Origin of the sequence: Nevskia sp., from assembly GCF_051860985.1 — a bacterium.
Lineage (GTDB): Bacteria > Pseudomonadota > Gammaproteobacteria > Nevskiales > Nevskiaceae > Nevskia.
The window spans coordinates 225,725-241,800 of record NZ_JBIMKV010000005.1; the positions used below are offsets into that span (position 1 = coordinate 225,725).

Annotated in this window: 15 protein-coding genes; 14 read left to right on the plus strand and 1 reads right to left on the minus strand. The window is 69.3% G+C overall.

Annotated elements, in window-relative coordinates; genetic code table 11:
• Positions 1–11 precede the first annotated feature (11 nt).
• From ACTIGJ_RS07375 to lpxC, 14 genes are all read left to right on the plus strand, one after another.
• Complete coding sequence (locus tag ACTIGJ_RS07375) at positions 12–1,484, plus strand: UDP-N-acetylmuramoyl-L-alanyl-D-glutamate--2,6-diaminopimelate ligase (RefSeq protein ID WP_439639672.1); 1,473 nt, start codon at positions 12–14, stop codon at positions 1,482–1,484.
• A gap of 32 nt (positions 1,485–1,516) precedes the next feature.
• Positions 1,517–2,899, plus strand: a complete 1,383-nt coding sequence (locus tag ACTIGJ_RS07380) for a UDP-N-acetylmuramoyl-tripeptide--D-alanyl-D-alanine ligase (RefSeq protein WP_439639644.1) — start codon at positions 1,517–1,519, stop codon at positions 2,897–2,899.
• Entirely contained in the window at positions 2,899–3,984 is a 1,086-nt protein-coding gene (gene mraY, locus ACTIGJ_RS07385; protein WP_439639645.1) for a phospho-N-acetylmuramoyl-pentapeptide-transferase, read from the plus strand. Before ACTIGJ_RS07380 ends, mraY begins: the two co-directional genes overlap by 1 nt.
• 32 nt (positions 3,985–4,016) lie before the next feature.
• The gene (murD, locus tag ACTIGJ_RS07390) at positions 4,017–5,357 is read left to right on the plus strand and encodes a UDP-N-acetylmuramoyl-L-alanine--D-glutamate ligase (RefSeq protein ID WP_439639646.1); all 1,341 of its coding nucleotides are present in this window, start codon (positions 4,017–4,019) and stop codon (positions 5,355–5,357) included.
• Positions 5,354–6,643 carry a putative lipid II flippase FtsW gene (gene ftsW, locus ACTIGJ_RS07395; RefSeq protein WP_439639647.1) on the plus strand — a complete coding sequence of 430 codons (1,290 nt, stop codon included), beginning with the start codon at positions 5,354–5,356 and terminating at the stop codon, positions 6,641–6,643. The genes murD and ftsW overlap by 4 nt, the downstream gene beginning before the upstream one ends.
• A complete protein-coding gene (locus tag ACTIGJ_RS07400; RefSeq protein WP_439639648.1) occupies positions 6,640–6,798 on the plus strand; it encodes a hypothetical protein in 159 nt (52 codons plus the stop codon). Before ftsW ends, ACTIGJ_RS07400 begins: the two co-directional genes overlap by 4 nt.
• A gap of 5 nt (positions 6,799–6,803) precedes the next feature.
• Complete coding sequence (murG, locus tag ACTIGJ_RS07405; RefSeq protein WP_439639673.1) at positions 6,804–7,859, plus strand: undecaprenyldiphospho-muramoylpentapeptide beta-N-acetylglucosaminyltransferase; 1,056 nt, start codon at positions 6,804–6,806, stop codon at positions 7,857–7,859.
• 20 nt (positions 7,860–7,879) lie between these two features.
• The gene (gene murC / locus ACTIGJ_RS07410; RefSeq protein ID WP_439639674.1) at positions 7,880–9,274 is read left to right on the plus strand and encodes a UDP-N-acetylmuramate--L-alanine ligase; all 1,395 of its coding nucleotides are present in this window, start codon (positions 7,880–7,882) and stop codon (positions 9,272–9,274) included.
• Positions 9,274–10,179 carry a UDP-N-acetylmuramate dehydrogenase gene (gene murB / locus ACTIGJ_RS07415; protein ID WP_439639675.1) on the plus strand — a complete coding sequence of 302 codons (906 nt, stop codon included), beginning with the start codon at positions 9,274–9,276 and terminating at the stop codon, positions 10,177–10,179. Before murC ends, murB begins: the two co-directional genes overlap by 1 nt.
• Positions 10,172–11,128 (plus strand): D-alanine--D-alanine ligase, encoded by a 957-nt coding sequence (locus ACTIGJ_RS07420; protein ID WP_439639649.1) that lies wholly within the window; start codon positions 10,172–10,174, stop codon positions 11,126–11,128. Before murB ends, ACTIGJ_RS07420 begins: the two co-directional genes overlap by 8 nt.
• Complete coding sequence (locus ACTIGJ_RS07425) at positions 11,125–11,922, plus strand: cell division protein FtsQ/DivIB (protein ID WP_439639650.1); 798 nt, start codon at positions 11,125–11,127, stop codon at positions 11,920–11,922. The genes ACTIGJ_RS07420 and ACTIGJ_RS07425 overlap by 4 nt, the downstream gene beginning before the upstream one ends.
• Positions 11,922–13,166 carry a cell division protein FtsA gene (gene ftsA / locus ACTIGJ_RS07430; protein WP_439639651.1) on the plus strand — a complete coding sequence of 415 codons (1,245 nt, stop codon included), beginning with the start codon at positions 11,922–11,924 and terminating at the stop codon, positions 13,164–13,166. The genes ACTIGJ_RS07425 and ftsA overlap by 1 nt, the downstream gene beginning before the upstream one ends.
• 119 nt (positions 13,167–13,285) lie before the next feature.
• Positions 13,286–14,533 (plus strand): cell division protein FtsZ, encoded by a 1,248-nt coding sequence (ftsZ, locus tag ACTIGJ_RS07435; RefSeq protein WP_439639676.1) that lies wholly within the window; start codon positions 13,286–13,288, stop codon positions 14,531–14,533.
• 232 nt (positions 14,534–14,765) lie between these two features.
• Complete coding sequence (gene lpxC / locus ACTIGJ_RS07440) at positions 14,766–15,683, plus strand: UDP-3-O-acyl-N-acetylglucosamine deacetylase (RefSeq protein ID WP_439639652.1); 918 nt, start codon at positions 14,766–14,768, stop codon at positions 15,681–15,683.
• A gap of 42 nt (positions 15,684–15,725) precedes the next feature.
• On the opposite strand, the gene ACTIGJ_RS07445 is transcribed toward lpxC, so the two are convergent.
• Positions 15,726–16,055, minus strand: coding sequence for a DciA family protein (locus ACTIGJ_RS07445; protein WP_439639653.1), 330 nt, complete (start codon positions 16,053–16,055; stop codon positions 15,726–15,728).
• Positions 16,056–16,076: the final 21 nt, after the last annotated feature.

Consider the following 16,076-nt stretch of genomic DNA (forward strand, 5'->3'; position numbering starts at 1 on the left):
GCCTGCGCGCCCTGCTCGATGGCTTCGCCGCCGTTGATCCGGCCGCCGATGTGGCGATCACCGGCCTGGCGCTCGACAGCCGCCAGGTAACGCCCGGCGCGCTGTTCCTGGCCGTACGCGGCAGCGCCTCGCATGGCCTGGCGCATGTCAACGCGGCGCTGGCGCGCGGCGCAGCGGCAGTGGCCTGGGAGCCGGCGGCGGGTCTTGCGGCGCCGCAGCTGCCGGTGCCGGCCATCGCTGTCGACGCGCTCGGCCGGCAGGCCGGCGCCATCGCCGCGCGCTGGTATCGCCAGCCGTCTGCCGAACTGTTCATCGCCGGCATCACCGGCACCGACGGCAAGACCTCCACCGCGCATCTCGTCGCCCAGGCGCTGGATCATCTCGGCAGCCCCTGCGCCTATTTCGGCACGCTTGGCTATGGCCGCCTCGGCGCGCTGGCCGATGCCTCGCACACGACGCCGGACCCGCTGCGGCTGCAGGCTCTGCTGGCCGAGGCCCGCGATGCCGGTGCCCGCGCCTGCGCGATGGAAGTGTCCTCGCACGCGCTCGATCAGGCGCGCGTCGGCGGGGTCGAATTCGATATCGCAGTGCTGACCAATGTCGGCCGCGATCACCTCGACTACCACGGCACCGTCGAGGCCTATGCCGCCGCCAAGCGCCGCCTGTTTGCCTGGCCCGGCTTGAAGGCCGCCGTGCTCAATCAGGACGATGCCCACGGCCGTCGCTGGGCCGGCGAACTGCTGGCCGAAGCGGCGACGCCGGTGATCGTCTATGGCCTTGATGGCCATGCCCCGCAGGGCGCTCGCTTCGTCATCGGCCGTGAACTGGCGCTGCACGGCGACGGCCTGTCGATGCAGCTGGATACCGCCTGGGGGCGTGCGCGGCTCGACAGCCGCCTGCTCGGTCGCTTCAACGCCCGCAACCTCCTGGCTGCCGCCGGTGTGCTGCTGGCCAAGGGCGTGGCGTTGGCCGACGTGGTGGCCGCACTGGCCGCTGCCCGCACCGTGCCGGGCCGCATCGAAGCTTTCCGCGCGCCGGGTAGCCCGCTGGTGGTGGTCGACTACGCGCACACGCCGCAGGCGCTGGCGGCGGTGCTCGATGCGCTGCGGCCGCATGCCGCCGGGCGGCTGATCAGTGTCTTCGGCTGCGGCGGCGACCGCGACGCCGGCAAGCGGCCGCTGATGGCTGCCGCAGCTGCCGAGCGCAGCGACCTGGCGATCATCACCGACGACAACCCGCGCTCCGAATCCCCCGAAGCGATCGCTGCCGCGATGCTCGCTGGCATTCCGGCCGGTCGTTCGGCCCGGGTGATCCACGACCGTGCCACCGCCATCGCCACTGCGATCGGCACGGCTGCGCCCGATGACCTCGTGCTGATCGCCGGCAAGGGCCACGAGGATTACCAGCTGTACGGCCGCGACCGCCGCGCCTTTTCCGACCGCGCCTATGTCGCCGACCTGCTCGGCCTGCCGAGGCGCGCATGAGCCTGAACCCGAATCCCGTGACGTCCGAACCGATGGAATCGCTTTTTGAAGCTGCCGCCCGCATTGGCGCGGTGCTGTACGGCCCCAATGCGCCGTTCCATCGCGTGGTCACCGACACCCGGCAGCTGCAGCCGGGTGATCTGTTCGTGGCGCTGAAGGGCGACCGCTTCGATGGCCACGACTACGTGGTGCGCGCGGCCAGCCTCGGCGCGGTCGGCTGTCTGGTGGCGCGGCGCATCGACGGCGGCGGCGCGCAGATCGTCATCGCCGACACCGACGGCGGCGACACGCTGGTCGCGCTGCAGCGGCTGGCGCAGAGCTGGCGCAATGATTTCGACATCCCGGTGATCGGCATCACCGGCTCCAATGGCAAGACCACGACCAAGCAGTTGGTTGCCAGCGTGATGGCCGCGCGCGGCCCGGTGCTGGCCACCGAAGGCAATCTGAACAACCACATCGGCGTGCCGCTGACCTTGCTGAAGCTGCGCGCCGAGCACGCCACCGCAGTCATCGAGATGGGTGCCAACCATGCCGGCGAAATCGCGCTGCTGGCCAAGCTCGCGCGGCCGCAGATCGGCATCGTGACGATGGCCGGCGACGCGCATCTGGAAGGCTTCGGCTCGCGCGATGGCGTGGCCCACGCGAAGGGCGAGCTGTTCGCCGCGCTCGGCGCCGAAGGTTTGGCGGTCATCAATGCCGATGATCCGTACGCGCCGCTGTGGAAGCAGCTGGCCGGTGAGGCTTCGATCCTGAGCTTCGGCTTTTCCGAGGCGGCCGATGTGCGCGGCCAGGATCTGGTCGGCATTCCGGAAGCGGCACCCGAGGCCACCGCGTTCACCTTGGTGACGCCGGCCGGCGGCGCGCGCGTCGAACTCGGCATTCCCGGCATGCACAACGTGATGAATGCGCTGTCGGCGGTCGCCGCCGGGCTGGCGCTGAACATGGGTATCGGCCCGATCGCCGAAGGCCTAGCGCAGATGGCGCCGGTGGCTGGCCGGCTGAACTGGAAGACCACGCGCGAAGGCGCGCGGCTGCTCGACGACAGCTACAACGCCAATCCGACGAGCCTGCGCGCTGCGCTCGACTTGCTGGCCGGCCTGCCCGGGCAGCGCTGGGTGGTGCTCGGCGAAATGCGCGAGCTGGGGCCGGACGCCGCACAGATCCACGAGGACGCCGGCCGCGCCGCGCGTTCGCTGGGCATCGACCGCCTGTACACGCTGGGCGCGATGACCCGCCATGCGGCCGATGGCTTCGGCGCCGATGCGCGCAGCTTCGAGCAGGTTGACGATCTGGTTGCCGCACTGCGCGACGAACTCAGCGAGGGCGTGACCGTGCTGGTCAAGGGCTCGCGCGGCGCGCGCATGGAACGGGTGGTGGCCGGCCTCGTCGGTACGGCGGTCGAGGACGCGCACTGATGCTCTACGCACTCGCCAGCCATCTGCAGCCGTACTACAGCGGCTTCAACCTGTTCGGCTACCTGACCTTCCGGGCGATCCTCGGTGTGCTGACCGCGCTGATCTTCTGCTTCGTCGCCGGGCCGGGAATCATCCGCCGGCTGCAGATTCTCAAGTTCGGCCAGGTGATCCGCACCGATGGCCCGCAGTCGCACCTGAAGAAGACCGGCACGCCGACCATGGGCGGCACGATGATCCTGGCCGGCATCGCCATCGCCACCTTGCTGTGGGCGGACCTGTCGAACCGCTTCGTCTGGTTCGCGCTGATTCCGACCCTGGCCTTCGGCGTCGTCGGCTTCTTCGACGATTACCTGAAGATCACCCGCAAGAACACCAAAGGCCTGGTCGCCCGCAAGAAGTACTTCTGGCTGTCGCTGGCCGGTTTCGGCACGGCGTTGGGCATCTGGTACACGGCCAAGACGCCGATCGAGACCAGCCTGATCCTGCCGTTCGTCAAGGACGTGACGATCCCGCTCGGCATCTTCTTCATCCCGTGGACCTATCTGGTCATCGTCGGCTCATCCAACGCGGTGAACCTCACCGACGGTCTCGACGGGCTGGCGATCATGCCGACCGTGCTGGTGGCCTCCGCGCTCGCGGTGTTCGCCTATGCCACCGGCAACATCAAGATCGCCACCTATCTCGGCATTCCGTACATCCAGGGTGCCGGCGAGCTGGCGGTGTTCTGCACCGCGATCGCCGGTGCCGGTCTGGGCTTCCTGTGGTTCAACGCCTACCCGGCGCAGGTGTTCATGGGCGATGTCGGCGCGCTGGCGCTGGGTGCCGCGCTCGGCGTCGTCTCGGTGCTGGTCCGCCAGGAAATCGTGCTGGCGATCATGGGCGGCGTGTTCGTGGCCGAAACGCTGTCGGTGGCGATCCAGGTCAGCTACTTCAAGTGGTCCGGCGGCAAACGCATCTTCCGGATGGCGCCGCTGCATCACCACTACGAGCTGAAGGGCTGGCCGGAGCCGAAGATCATCGTCCGCTTCTGGATCATCACCCTGATTCTGGTGCTGATCGGCCTGTCGACGTTGAAGGTGCGCTGATGGAGAGCAGCGTGAGGGGTGAGGCGACAGGCGTGGGGCGTTACAGCGGTGTTGCTGTCCTTGTCGTCGGCCTCGGCAAGAGCGGCGCATCGACGGCGCGCTACCTGTCGCGCGAAGGCGCGCGGATGGTGCTGACCGACTCCCGCGCTGCCCCTGGCGAGCTTGACGCGCTGCGGGCGCTGCCCGGTGTCGAGGCGGTCCATGTCGGCGCCTTTGCCGCGCCGGCGCCGCTGTCGCAGTTCGCGTTTGCGGTGGTGTCGCCCGGCGTGCCGCTCGATGATCCATTCGTCGCCGGCCTGCGCGCGGCGAAGCTGGAACTGATCGGCGACATCGAACTGTTCGCGCGCGCGGTCGGCGACACGCCGGTGATCGGCATCACCGGCTCCAACGGCAAGAGCACGGTCACCGAGCTGGTCGGCGCGATGGCGCGTGAAGCCGGCGTGCGTGCTGGTGTCGGCGGCAATCTCGGCACGCCGGCGCTGGATCTGCTCGACGACGCCAACCAGCTGTACGTGCTGGAGCTGTCGAGCTTCCAGCTGGAAACCACCGAAACGCTGAAGCTGGTCGCGGCGACGGTGCTCAACATCTCGCCCGATCATCTCGACCGCCACGGTTCGATCGAGCGCTACACGGCTGCCAAGGCGCGCATCTACGCCCATGCCCAGACCGCCGTGGTCAACCGCGACGACCGCTCGACCCACACCGGCGCGCACACCGCACGGCGGGTGGTCAGCTTCGGGCCGGATGCGCCGGCCAAAGGCCATTACGGGCTGATCGAGCACGATGGCGAGACCTGGGCCGCGCGCGGCGAGACGCCGCTGTTCCCGGTGTCGAGCCTGAAGATCGAAGGCCTGCACAACGCCGCCAACGCGTTGGCCGCGTTCGCGCTGGCCGAGGCCGCCGGCCTCAACGAGGCCGGCATGTTCGCCGCGCTGTTCAGCTTTCCGGGCTTGGCGCACCGCTGCGAATGGGTGGCCGATCTCGATGGCGTGTCGTGGATCAACGATTCCAAGGGCACCAATGTCGGCGCCACCTTGGCCGCGCTGCAGGGCCTGCAGGGTCCGCTGGTGTGGATCGGCGGCGGCCAGGGCAAGGGCCAGGATTTCACCGCGCTGCGCGCGCCGCTGGCCGCCAAGGCGCGGCTGGCGATCCTGTTCGGCCAGGACGCTGCGGCAATCGAGCGCGATCTGGCCGGGCGGGTGCCGGTACAGCGGGTCGAGGACCTGGCGGCCGCCGTGCTGGCCGCCCGCGCCGTGGCCCGGCATGGCGACCGCGTACTGCTGTCGCCGGCCTGCGCCAGCCTCGACCAGTTCAAGAACTACGAGCAGCGCGGTGCGGTGTTCCGCGCGCGCGTGCTGGAGCTGAAATCTTGAGCACGCAGGCCAGCCTGCCGTTCGGCCTGTCGCCGGCCCGCTACGGGCTGGACACGGGCTTTTGCCTCGCCGTGGCGATCCTGATCGCCTGGGGGCTGGTGATGGTCGCCTCGGCCTCGGTCGCGGTGTCCGAGCGCATGGCCGGCGCCTCGACCCTGTACTACTTCAACCGCCAGCTGATGTTCATGGCGATGGGCCTCGGCGCGGCGACGCTCGCCTTCGCGGTGCCGATGAAATCCTGGGAAAGCACCGGGCCGCTGCTGCTGATGCTGGCGCTGCTGCTGCTGGTGCTGGTGCTGGTGCCGGGCATCGGCGTGATCCGCAACGGCGCACGGCGCTGGATTCCGATCGGGCCGTTCCTGCTGCAGGTGTCGGAGCCGGCGCGGTTGGCGGTGATCGTCTATCTGGCCGGCTACATCGTGCGCCGGCAGGTGCCGCTGCGGACCACCACCAAGGGCCTGTTCGCGCCGTTCATCCCGCTGGCGATCGTCGGCGTGCTGCTGATCGGCGAACGCGATTTCGGCGCCACCGCGATCCTGATGGGCGTGGCGCTGCTGATGCTGTTCATCGGCGGCGCGCGGCTGCGCGACATGGCGGTGATCGGCGCCTCGGTCGGCGCCGTGCTGGTGCTGCTGGTGCTGATCGCGCCGTACCGGGTCAAGCGCGTGATCGGCTTCCTGAACCCGGAGCTGGACCCGCGCGGCGACAACTTCCAGCTGGTGCAGTCGCTGATCGCGGTGGCCCGTGGCGAATGGAGCGGCGTCGGCCTCGGCAACAGCCTGCAGAAGCTCCTGTACCTGCCGGAAATGCACACCGACTTCATCTTCGCGATCCTCGCCGAGGAGTTCGGCCTGCTCGGCGTGCTGGTGCTGATCGGGCTGTTCGCGACCGTGGTCTGGCGCGGCTTCGCGATCGGCCGCGTGGCCGAGGCGATGAACTGCCGCTTCAGCGCCTATCTCTGCTACGGGCTGTCCGGCTGGTTCGGCCTGCAGTCGCTGATCAACATGGCGGTCAACATGGGCGCGCTGCCGACCAAGGGTCTGACCCTGCCGTTCATGAGCTACGGCGGCTCGTCCCTGATCACCGTCTGCGTGATGGCGGCACTGATCCTGCGCGTCGACTACGAGAACCGGTATCTCAAGGCCGGTCATCCGGGCATCGGCGGACGCACCGGCGTGCCCGACGCACTGGCCCGCCGCGCCGGCGTGGGCGGCGGCACCGCCAGCCGCAGCGAGGCCGGCAGCAAGTGGTTCGCGTTCTTCCGTCGTCGCGGAGGTCGCTCATGAAAATCATGATCGCGGCTGGGCGCGGGACGATGCTTTGCGAGCACAGCTCGCAGTCGTCCCGCGCGCCCGGCCATGGATGGTCGGGCCGGCGCTCGTCGATCGCGTACAGCGAGGCCATGGATGGCCGGGCCTCCCAGCGCGAGGCCAGCCAATGAAAATCATGATCGCGGCCGGCGGCACCGGCGGACACGTCTATCCGGCACTGGCGGTCGCCAAGGTGCTGATGCGCCGCGGCCACGAGGTGGTGTGGATGGGCACGCCGGACAGCTTCGAAGCCCGCGTGGTGCCGCCGCACGGCATTCCGTTCGAGCGCGTGCGGGTTTCCGGCGTGCGCGGCAAGGGTCTGCTGACCCTGCTGAAAGCGCCGCTGCGGGTGCTGCGCGCAGTGCTCGATGCATGGGCCGTGATCCGTCGCCAGCAGCCGGCACTGGTGCTCGGCATGGGCGGTTTCGCGGCCGGGCCGGGCGGGCTGGCGGCGCGCCTGAGTGGCCGGCCGCTCCTGATCCACGAGCAGAACGCCGCCCCCGGCCTGACCAACCGCCTGCTGGCGCGCATCGCCACGCGCGTGCTGGAAGCGTTCCCGGGCACCTTCGCCGGCGCCATCACGGTCGGCAATCCGGTGCGGGCCGGTTTCCTCGAACTGCCGGCGCCGGCGCAGCGCTTGGCTGGCCACGGCTCGACGCCGAGGGTGCTGGTGCTGGGCGGCAGCCAGGGCGCGCGGGCGCTGAACCAGGTGCTGCCGGCAGCACTCGCGCTGATGCCGGCCGGGGCGCGCCCGCAGGTCCGCCATCAGGCCGGCCGCACGCTCGACGTGGCCGAGGCCGCCTACGCGCAGGCCGGCGTCAGCGCCGAAGTGCTGGCCTTCATCGACGACATGCCGGCGGCCTACGACTGGGCCGATCTGGTGGTCTGCCGTTCGGGCGCTTCGACGGTGGCCGAACTGGCGGCCGCCGGCTGCGCGGCGCTGCTGGTGCCGTTCCCGGCGGCGGTCGACGATCACCAGACCCGCAACGGCGAATACCTGGTCAAGGCCGGCGCGGCGATGCTGATCGCGGAAGCGGCGCTGACGCCGCAGCGACTGGCCGACACGCTGGCCGACCTGCTGTCGCGTCGCGCCCAGCTGGCGATGATGGCGACGGCCGCGCGCACTGCCGCGTGGATCGCCGCCGACGAGCGCATCGCCGATCTCTGTCTCGAATCGGGGAGCGCCCAGTGACCACGCTTGGAACCCAGCCGATGCGCCGCATCCGGCGCATCCACCTGCTCGGCATCGGCGGCTCCGGCATGGCCGGCATCGCCGAGGTGCTGATCAATCTCGGCTATCAGGTATCCGGCTCGGACCTGAAGGAATCCGCCGCCACCCGCCGCCTGATCGCACTCGGCGCGGCGGTCGCGTATGGCCACGATGCCGGCCGCGTCGCCGATGTCGATGTCGTGGTGATCTCCACCGCGATCAAGGGCGACAACCCGGAACTGGCGGCGGCACGCGCGGCACGGATTCCGGTGGTGCGCCGCGCCGAAATGCTCGCCGAGCTGATGCGCTTCCGCTACGGCGTCGCGGTGGCCGGCACCCACGGCAAGACCACCACCACCAGCCTGGTCGCGAGCGTGCTGGCCGAAGGCGGGCTCGACCCGACCTACGTGATCGGCGGCAAGCTCAAGAGCGCCGGCACCAACGCCAAGCTCGGCAGCGGCACCTATCTGGTTGCCGAAGCCGACGAGAGCGATGCCAGCTTCCTGCATCTGAACCCGATGATCGCGATCGTCACCAACATCGACGCCGATCACCTGGAAACCTACGGCGGCGACTTCCGCCGGCTGCGCGCCACCTTCATCGAATTCCTGCAGCGCCTGCCGTTCTACGGCCTGGCGGTGATGTGCGTCGACGACGCCGAAGTGCGCGGCGTCATCGACGACATCGGCCGCCCGGTGTTGAGCTACGGCATCGACGAACCGGCCGACTTGCGCGCCACCGACATCCGCTTCGAAGCCAACGGCGCGCACTTCACCGTGCTGCTCGCTGATGGCAGCCGCGAGCCGATGCACGTCAACCTGCCCGGCCGCCACAACGTGCTGAACGCGCTGGCGGCGATCGCCGTCGCCCGCGAACTGGGCGTGAGCTTCGACGCGATGCGCCGCGCGCTGTCGGAATTCCAGGGTGTGGGCCGGCGCTGCGAATCGCATGGCGACTGGCAGGTCGGCGAGGCCACGGTGCGCATCGTCGACGACTACGGCCACCACCCGCGCGAGCTGAAGGTCACCTTCGACGCGATTCGCGGCGCCTATCCCGGCCGCCGTCTGGTGGTCGCCTTCCAGCCGCATCGCTACAGCCGCACGCGCGACCTGTTCGACGACTTCTGCGCGGTGCTGTCCGAGACCGATGGCCTGCTGCTGACCGAGGTCTACGCCGCCGGCGAAGCGGCGCTGCCGGATGCCGATGGCCGGGCGCTGGCGCGCGGCATCCGGGCGCGCGGCAAGGTCGAGCCGGTGTTCGTCAAGACCGTCGCCGAAGCGCCGGCAGCGCTGGCCGCGATGGTCCGTGATGGCGATGTGCTGCTGACCGTCGGCGCTGGCGACATCGGCGGCCTCGCCGGCCTGCTGGCGCAGGCCTGGACCGGAGTGACGCCGTGATGGCCGAGCGCGCGCCCAGCCCCTGCCGTGGCCTGCTGAGGGCCGGCGAGCCGCTGGCGCGCCACACCAGCTGGCGAGTCGGCGGCCCGGCCGATCGCTACTTCGAACCGGCCGACCGCGACGATCTGATCGCCTTCGTGCGCGCGCTGCCGAGCAGCGAGCCGCTGCTGTGGCTGGGCCTGGGCTCGAATCTGCTGGTCCGCGACGGCGGCTTCCGCGGCACGGTGATCGCGCTGCACGGCGCGCTCGATGCGCTGCGCCTCGATGCGCCGGATCGCCTGTATGCCGAGGCCGGCCTGCACTGCGCGCGGCTGGCCAAGTTTGCCGAGCGCCAGCAGCTTGCCGGGCTCGGTTACATGGCCGGCATTCCCGGCACCGTCGGCGGCGCGCTGGCGATGAACGCCGGGGCCTGGGGCGGCGAGACCTGGCCGACGGTCGCCGAGGTCGAAGTGCTGATGCGCGACGGCACGACCGCCTGGCTGCCGCCGTCGGCGTTCCAGACCGCGTATCGCAGCGTGCAGCCGCCGGCCGACGTGCTCGGTTACCTCGCGGCGCGCTTCGTGGTCACCGCCGACCACGACGGCCAGTACGCCGCCGCGACCCGTGCCTCGCTGGCCCAGCGCAAGGCCACGCAGCCGGTCGGCCGGCCGAGCGCCGGCAGCACGTTCCGCAATCCGCCCGGCGATTACGCGGCACGTTTGATCGAGTCCTGCGGTCTGAAGCAGTACCGCGTCGGCGGCGCCCAGGTGTCGCAGCAGCACGCCAATTTCATCCTGACCGAGGACGGCGCGACCGCCGCCGACGTCGAAACCCTGATCGAACACATCCGCGCCACCGTGAAGCAGCAGACCGGAATTGACTTGCATCCTGAAGTGAAGATGGTCGGGGAGAAGGCCGATGCGTAAGCGCGTCTCGGACCCGAAGGCCTTCGGCAAGGTCGGGGTGCTGATGGGCGGCTGGTCGGCCGAACGCCAGGTGTCGCTGTGGAGCGGCGAGGGCGTGGTCGCGGCGCTGACCCGGCTCGGCATCGACGTGGTCGCCATCGACGCCGACCGCGAAGCGATCCTGAATCTGCCGGCACGCAAGCTCGATCGCGTGTTCAGCGTGCTGCACGGCACCGGCGGCGAAGACGGCACGGTGCAGGCGATCCTCGATCTGCACGGCATTCCGTATCCCGGCTGCGGCGTGCTGGCCTCGGCACTCGCCATGGACAAGCTGCGCACCAAGCGGATCTGGAAGGGCGAGCGCCTGCCGACGCCGGACTGGCGGATTCTCGACAGCGTCGACGACGCCTACGGCGCGGCCGACCTGTTTGGCTACCCGTTCATCATCAAGCCGGCGGCCGATGGTTCGAGCGTCGGCGTGTCGAAGGTGAAGTCGCGCGAGCAGATCGACGCCGCCTTCGCGCTGGCACGCGGCGACGGCGCGCGCGTGGTGATGGCGGAAAGCTTCATTGCCGGTGGCGAATACACCTGCGCGATCGTCGATGGCCAGCCGCTGCCGGTGATCCGCATCGTGCCGGATGGCGAGTTCTACGACTTCCACGCCAAGTACATCTCCAACGACACCCGCTACATCTGCCCGACCGATCTGGTGCCGACCCACGAGCGGGAGTTGCAGGCGATCTGCGTCAGAGCCTTCGATGCGATCGGCGGCCGCGGCTGGGGCCGGGTCGATTTCATGATGGATGCCGAAGGCCGGCCGTGGCTGCTGGAAGTGAACACGCTGCCGGGCATGACCTCGCACAGCCTGGTGCCGATGGCGGCCCGCGCGGTCGGCATGGATTACGACGCGCTGTGCTGGGCGATTCTCGAAACGACGCTTGAATCCGGGCCGGAGGCTGATCGCCGATGAGCGCCACGATGCTGCGCCACCACGATGACGAAGCGGCCACCTGGCCGCGCTACCTGCGTCCGGGGCTGCTGCTGGCGGCGCTGCTGGCGGTGGCGATCGTCGCTGTGCAGCTGCTGGCGCCGATGGTCAATCCACCAGTCGACAGCATCCGCATCGTCGGCGCGATGAAACGGCTGAAGGCCACCGACATCGCGGCGGCAGCCGATCTGGAGCCGGACCAGCGGCTGTTCGATACCGATCTGCTCGATGTCCGCGCGCGTATCGAAGCGCTGCCGTGGGTGTCGCAGGCACAGGTCAGCCGGATCTGGCCGGACACGCTGGCGGTGAAGCTCGTCGAACGGCAGCCGTTCGCCCGCTGGGGCGAAGCGCAGGTGATCGATCGCGACAGCCGCGTGTTCACGCCGAGCCCCGACGAGATTCCGCAGGATCTGCCGCAGCTGTCGGCGCCGGCAGGACATGAAGCGGAAACCGCAGCGGTGTACGAGGAACTGCGGCTGCGGCTGGCCGACAGCGCCTGGTCGCCGATGGGCCTGCAGCTCGACGCCCGCGGCGAATGGCGGATGACCACGCGGCTCGGCATCGAGCTGCGGCTGGGCCAGGGCGATCCACGCCGGCATGTGGCGCTGATCCTCGGCACCGTCAGCGATTCGCTGAACGCGCAACTGGAGAAGGTCGGCTATGTCGATCTTCGTTATTCGAATGGTTTTTCCGTGGGCTGGAAAGACGGCGTTGCGCCGGCTTCCGTCAGCGACAAGGTCGCTGCGCCGCGCGGAACCGATGGGAAGCCGCATTGATGAACAAGAACAGAAAGCCCGAGTATCTGGTCAGCCTCGACGTCGGTACGTCGAAGGTGGCCGCGATGATCGGGGAAGTGACGCCGACCGGCGCCGTGCAGGTCGTTGGCCTCGGTACTGCGCCAACGCGTGGGCTGAAGAAGGGCGTGGTGGTCAACATCGAGAACACGGTGGAATCGATCCGCCGCGCCGTCGAAGCTGCCGAGCTGATGGCCAACTGCCGCGTTCGCGCCGCCCATGTCGGCATCACCGGCACCCATATCCGCAGCCTGAATTCGGTCGGTGTGGTGCCGATCCGTCACCGCGAGATCACCGCGCGCGATGTCGACGCGGTGATCGAGGCGGCCAGCGCGATGGCGATTCCGGCCGACCAGCAGATCCTGCACGTGGTGCCGCAGGAGTACGTGGTCGATGGCCAGGAAGGCATCCAGGACCCGATCGGCATGTCCGGCGTGCGGCTGGAGGCCAAGGTCCACATGGTCACCGGCACGCTGAGCGCGGCTCAGAACCTCTACAAGTGCGTCGAGCGCTGCGGGCTGACGGTCGAGCGACTGGTGCTGCAGCACCTGGCCTCGGCTGACGCCGTGCTGAGCCCGGACGAGCGCGATCTCGGCATCTGCCTGGTCGACATCGGCGGCGGCACCTGCGACATCGCCGTCTACAAGGGCGGCTCGATCCGCCACACGGCGGTGATCCCGATCGCCGGCGATCTGGTGACCAGCGATATCGCAGTGGCTTTCCGCACGCCGGCGCAGCACGCCGAGGCGATCAAGATCCGCTACGGCTGCGCGCTGCCGGAACTGGTGGCGCACGACGCGCCGTTCGATGTGCCTGGCGTCGGCGAATCGCCGACCCGGCACCTGTCGCGGCAGATGCTGGCCGAGGTGATGCGGCCGCGCTTCGAGGAGCTGTTCCGCTACGTGCGCAAGGAGCTGCATCGCGCCGACCTGTACGAGCTGATCGCCGGCGGCGTGGTGCTCACCGGCGGTGTCGCGCAGACGCCGGGCGTGCTGGAACTGGCCGAAGAAGTGCTGGAAGTCGGCGTGCGCCTCGGCCTGCCGCAGGACGTCACCGGTATCGATGAGGTGGCGCGCTCGCCGGCCTATTCGACCGGCGTCGGCCTGCTGCTGTTTGCGCGCCAGCAGCGGCCGGTCGGCAGCGGCAACGGCATGCGGCGGCTGGGCAACAGCGATGCCGGCCAGCTGCTGAGCCGGGTCAAGGGCTGGTTCAAGGGCAACCTCTAGAGTTTCAACCGTCGCGTTCGGGCGAGCGCGGCGGGGCAGTGCAGGACGTGGCACAGGGCGCCATACACGACGACGCAACAGGAGACGGGAACATGGGCGGAAGCAGGCACAGCAACGAAATGTACGAATTGGTCGACGGCGTCACGCCGCGCGCGGTGATCCGCGTGGTCGGTGTCGGCGGCGGCGGCTGCAACACGGTCAACCAGATGGCGGCCGCGAACATCGAGGGCGTCGAGTTCATCGTCGCCAACACCGATCGCGACCACCTGGAGAAGTGCCGTCCGACGCTGCAGTTGCAGATCGGTGCGGAAGTCACGCGCGGCCTCGGCGCCGGCTCCAACCCGCGCATCGGCCGCGAAGCCGCCGAAGAGGATCGCGACCGCATCCGCGAGATGCTGGAAGGCACCGATCTGCTGTTCATCACGGCCGGCATGGGCGGCGGCACCGGTACCGGCGCTGCGCCGGTGATTGCCGAGATCGCGCGCGAACTCGGCATCCTGACGGTGGCGGTGGTCACCAAGCCGTTCCCGCACGAAGGCAAGAAGCGCATGGCGATCGCGCAGGAAGGCATCCGCGAGCTTCAGCAGCACGTCGACTCGCTGATCATGATTCCGAACGAGAAGCTGCGGCTGGTGCTCGGCGGTGCGGTCACCCTGCTGTCCGGCTTCAAGGCCGCCAACGATGTGCTGCAGAACGCGGTGCAGGGCATTTCCGACCTGATCACCCGGCCCGGCATGATGAATGTCGACTTCGCCGACGTGAAGACGGTGATGACCAACCGCGGCATGGCGATGATGGGCCTCGGCGCCGCCAGCGGCGACGACCGCGCCCGCAAGGCGGTGGAAGCGGCGCTGTCGAGCCCGCTGCTCGACGACCTGGAGCTCACCGGCGCCCGCGGCATCCTGGTCAACATCACCAGCGACGAGTCGCTGACGCTGGACGAGCTGGAGCTGATCAACGAGCGGATCGGCGAGATCGCCTCCGCCGAAGCCGACATCAAGTGCGGCACCTCGTTCGACCCGACGGTCGGCAGCGAGATTCGCGTCACCGTGGTCGCCACCGGCCTCGAAGGTTCGCGTGCCGCCGTCGCTGCCAAGCCGGTCGCGGCCGTCGACGGCTTCAACCCGCGCCTGCGCGGCGTCGGTGCGCCGCTTGGCAGCGAAGGTCTCGGCGCCCCGCGTGGCGTGGTGACGCCGCTGCGCCAGCAGTCGGAAGTCGGTGGCTGGGCACCCCGGGTGCACGAAGCCGCGCCGTCGGGCCAGCCGCTGCGCAATGCCCGTCCGGCCGTCGCGCCGGCATTCGCAGCACTGGAATACAACGAGGAAATGCTCGACATCCCGGCCTTCCTGCGCGCCCAGGCCGACTGATCGCGGCACCCGTCCCGTCGTGAAGCCGGTGCGCGATCACGCCCGTCGCGCACCGGCTTGCTGGTCTGTCCCCGGCGATTCCGGCCGCCTGTCTGAGCGCGTCCGGGCCGCTCGCGCTGGCGTGCTGCGCTGCGGCATTGGTGCGGGAACCGGATGCTAGAATCCGGGTCGAAAGGCTCACTCTCTCCCTCGATCCGCCGCCAGAGCGGGCCGCCTGTCCGGACTTCCGTCGATGATCCGTCAAAGAACGCTTCGCTCGCCCGTCCGTGTCAGCGGCATCGGCCTGCACAGTGGCCAGAAGGTCTACATGAGCCTGCTGCCGGCCCCGGCCGACACCGGCATCGTGTTCCGCCGCGTCGATCTGCAGCCGCCGCGCGAAGTTCGCGCCAGCGCGATGGCCATCGGTGAAACCACGCTGTCGTCGAATCTGATCGAGGACGGCGTCAAGGTCGCCACCGTCGAGCATCTGATGTCCTCGCTCGCCGGCCTTGGCATTGACAACTGTCTGGTCGAGCTGTCGGCCGCCGAAATTCCGATCATGGATGGCTCGGCATCGCCGTTCGTGTTCCTGATCCAGTCCGCCGGCATCCAGGATCAGGACGCGCCGAAGCGTTTCATCCGCCTGAAGGCGCCGGTGCAGGTGCAGGATGGCGACAAGTGGGCGCGCCTGGAGCCGTACGACGGCTTCCGCCTCACCTTCAACATCGAGTTCGATCACCCGTTGATCAATTCGACGGCGCAGAGCGCGTCGGTCGAATTCTCCACCCAGGCCTACATTCGCGAGGTCAGCCGCGCGCGCACCTTCGGCTTCATGAAGGAATTCGAGTTCCTGCGCTCCCGGCGCCTGGCACTCGGCGCCAGCCTGGAAAATGCAGTGGCGGTCGACGAGTTCCGGGTTCTGAACCACGACGGCCTGCGCTACGACGACGAATTCGTCCGCCACAAGATTCTCGACGCCGTCGGCGACCTGTATCTGATCGGCCACCCGCTGCTCGGCGCCTACACCGCGTTCAAGTCGGGCCATGCCTTGAACAACAAGCTGGCACGGGCGCTGCTTGCCAACCCGTCCGCTTGGGAACACGTCGTTTTCGACGACGTTGATAGCAGGACGCCGGCTTTTTACAGCAGTTCGAATCCGCTGCCGGCCTGAACGAGCGCTTGCACGGCGTTCGATGCCGCGCTTAGACTCGGGTCAACCGTCAGTTTTGCGCGGGGGCTGTGACGTCGGTCGCACCCTGATGTCGACGCGCAAGGCAGGCGAGGCCAGCTTCTGCCGCAGGAATTGGATCAGTTCCTGCGAGCGGTACCGGAGCTGGGTGTGTGCGGCAGCCGAGGCGACATGAATCACCACCATGTCCTCACGCTCGTTGGCCACGCTCAGCGCGCTGGCCAGCGGTTCATGCGCCCAGTCGCGGATCATCGTCTGGATGATCGTGAGCCGGTCGGCCTGCTGAAGCAGGCGCTGGACCGGTGATCCGGGGAGAGCAAGGTGTGCGCCGAGGCGATCGTCGTCCGCGTGCATGAAAAGTGTCGCCCGGTAGCA